Here is a 2,994-nt window from a genome sequence, read left to right as displayed (position 1 = left end):
CCGCTGGGCCGCAACATCCGGGTCCCCCAGGTGTACTGGGACCTGACCAGCGACCGGGTGCTGACGATGGAGCGGGTGCAAGGCATCCGCATCGATGACGTCGCTGCCATCCGCAAGGCCGGGTTCGACGGCACCGAGTTGGTCAAAGCGTTGCTGTTCAGCCTGTTCGAAGGCGGTCTGCGGCACGGCCTGTTCCACGGCGACCTGCACGCCGGCAACCTCTATGTCGATGATCAGGGCCGCATCGTGTTCTTCGACTTCGGCATCATGGGCCGCATCGACCCGCGCACCCGGTGGTTGCTGCGTGAGCTGGTGCACGCGCTGCTGGTCAAGAAAGACCACGCGGCGGCGGGCAAGATCGTCGTGCTGATGGGCGCCGTGGGCACCATGAAACCGGAGGCGCAGGCCGCCAAAGACCTCGAAGCGTTCTCCACCCCGCTGACGATGACGACCCTCGGTGACTTGTCCTACGCCGACATCGGCAAGCAGCTCTCGACGCTGGCTGACGCCTACGACGTCAAGCTGCCCCGCGAGCTGGTGCTGATCGGTAAGCAGTTCCTGTACGTGGAGCGGTATATGAAGCTGCTGGCTCCGCGATGGCAGATGATGTCCGACCCGCAGCTCACCGGGTACTTCGCCAACTTCATGGTCGAGGTCAGCCGCGAGCATCAATCCGACGTTGAGGTCTAGGGAGGTCTAGCCCCTGTGGAAATCCGAAGCGGCACAGCACGTTCGGGCGACTTGGACATCTACTACGAGGACATGGGCGATCCGGGCGACCCGGCCGTGCTGTTGATCATGGGGCTGGGCTCGCAACTGCTGCTGTGGCGCGACGGCTTCTGCGAAAAGCTCGCCGCCGAAGGCCTACGGGTGATCCGCTACGACAACCGCGACGTCGGCCTGTCCAGCAAGACCGAGCGGCGCCGCACCGGCGGAGCGCTGATCCCCCGGATGCTCAAGTTCTGGCTGGGAATCCCCGGCGACGCGGACTACCGGCTGGAGGACATGGCCGACGACGCCGCCGCGGTGCTCGATCACCTCGGCATCGATCGCGCCCATATCGTCGGCGCCTCGATGGGCGGCATGATCGCTCAGATCTTCGCCGCCCGGTTCCCCCCGCGCACGCGGTCGCTGGCGGTGATCTTCTCCAGCAACAACCAGCCGTTCTTGCCGCCGCCAGCCCCGCGCGCCCTGTTCGCGGTCCTCAAGGGGCCGGCGCCGAATTCGCCGATCGAGGTGATCGCCGACCACTCCGTGAAGGTCTGGAGAATCATCGGCAGCCCCCGCTACCCGGCGCCCGAACAGCGGCTGCGTCACGACGCGGTCGAGGCCTACGAACGCTGCTACTACCCGTGGGGCATCAGCCGGCATTTCAGCGCGACCATCGCCAGCGGCAGCCTGCTGCGCTACGACCGGCAGGTCACCGCACCCACCGTGGTGCTGCATGGCCGCGCCGACAAGTTGCAGCGCCCGTTCGGCGGCCGGGTGGTCGCCCGCGCGATCCGGGGAGCTCGTCTGGTCTTGATCGACGGCATGGGCCACGACTTGCCCGAACAGCTGTGGGATCGGGTGATCGGCGAGCTGACGACCACGTTTGCCGATTCGGCCTGACCAGGCCGATCGACTACCATGACTGGCGGATACCGGGGGTGCACACCGTGAAAATCCAGAAAGGCGCACGCCAGCATGGCGCAAAAACTTAGGCCGCATTTCGAAGACGTCCAGGCCCACTACGACCTGTCTGACGACTTCTTCCGGCTCTTCCTCGACCCGAGCCAGACTTACAGCTGCGCCTACTTCGAGCGCGACGACATGACGCTGGAAGAGGCCCAGCAAGCCAAAGTCGACTTGGCGCTCGGCAAGCTGGGTCTGCAGCCCGGGATGACCCTGCTCGACGTGGGCTGCGGCTGGGGCAGCACGATGAGCCGCGCGATCGAAAAGTACGACGTGAACGTCGTCGGCCTGACCTTGAGCAAGAACCAGGCCGGGCACGTGCAGAAGATGTTCGACGAGCTGGACAGCCCACGTACCAAGCGGATCCTGCTGGCCGGCTGGGAGGAGTTCGACGAGCCGGTGGACCGGATCGTCTCAATCGGCGCATTCGAGCACTTCGGCCACGACCGCTACGACGACTTCTTCAAGATGGCCCACGACGCCTTGCCCAACGACGGTGTGTTGCTGCTGCACACGATCACCGGCCTGACCCCTGCGCAGATGACCGAACGCGGCATGCCATTGACCTTCGAGCTGGCCCGCTTCATGAAATTCATCATTACCGAGATCTTCCCGGGCGGCCGGTTGCCGTCGATCGAGAAGGTCGAGGACCACTCGTCGAAGGCCGGCTTCAGGCTGACCCGCAGGCAGTCGCTGCAGCCGCACTACGCCAGGACCCTCGACCACTGGGCCGCCGCGCTGGAGGCGCACAAGAGCCAAGCCATCGAGATGCAATCCGAAGAGGTCTACGAGCGCTACATGCACTATCTGACCGGATGCGCCAAGGGATTCCGGATCGGTTACATCGACGTCAACCAATTCACGCTGGAGAAGTAGTCTCCAGCCGACAATAGAGAACGTGGGGTTCCCGCAAGTACTGGACGATGCCGGGTATTGTGCATTCACTACTCGCGTGTTGTGCAGTCGGCGAGCACGAACCCCGGGTGCGGCACAACCCCGAGCACGAGGAAGGGCGACTAAATACTGATGCCTGACAAGCCAGCCACGCCGACGAAGATGCGGGTGCATTTCGAGGACATCCAGGCCCACTACGACCTGTCCGACGATTTCTTCGGCCTGTTCCAGGACCCGAGTCGGACCTACAGCTGCGCCTACTTCGAGCCGCCCGACCTCACACTCGAGCAAGCCCAGATCGCCAAAGTGGACCTGAACCTGGACCAGCTGGACCTGCACCCCGGCATGACGCTGCTGGACGTCGGCTGCGGTTGGGGCGCCACCATGAAACGCGCGATCGAGAAATACGACGTCAATGTCATCGGC

General features: G+C 64.4%; 4 protein-coding genes. All 4 read left to right on the top strand.

Annotation, left to right across the window (positions count from 1 at the left end; translation table 11 throughout):
• The coding region (locus WAN71_RS05525) for an AarF/UbiB family protein (protein ID WP_422224369.1) at positions 1-690 on the top strand (690 nt) is incomplete at its 5' end.
• Positions 691-762: 72 nt separating this feature from the next.
• On the top strand, positions 763-1,611 hold the full coding sequence (locus WAN71_RS05520) for an alpha/beta fold hydrolase (RefSeq protein ID WP_422224370.1): 849 nt from the start codon (positions 763-765) through the stop codon (positions 1,609-1,611).
• A gap of 75 nt (positions 1,612-1,686) precedes the next feature.
• Positions 1,687-2,550, top strand: a complete 864-nt coding sequence (locus WAN71_RS05515; protein WP_422224368.1) for a cyclopropane mycolic acid synthase family methyltransferase — start codon at positions 1,687-1,689, stop codon at positions 2,548-2,550.
• A gap of 150 nt (positions 2,551-2,700) precedes the next feature.
• Positions 2,701-2,994: class I SAM-dependent methyltransferase (locus WAN71_RS05510; RefSeq protein WP_422224367.1), on the top strand; the 294-nt coding region annotated here is incomplete at its 3' end.

Source organism: Mycobacterium sp. (genome assembly GCF_049280035.1).
Classification (GTDB): domain Bacteria; phylum Actinomycetota; class Actinomycetes; order Mycobacteriales; family Mycobacteriaceae; genus Mycobacterium.
Note: the sequence above shows the minus strand (reverse complement) of the source record. Positions and strands in the feature narration are given on the sequence as shown.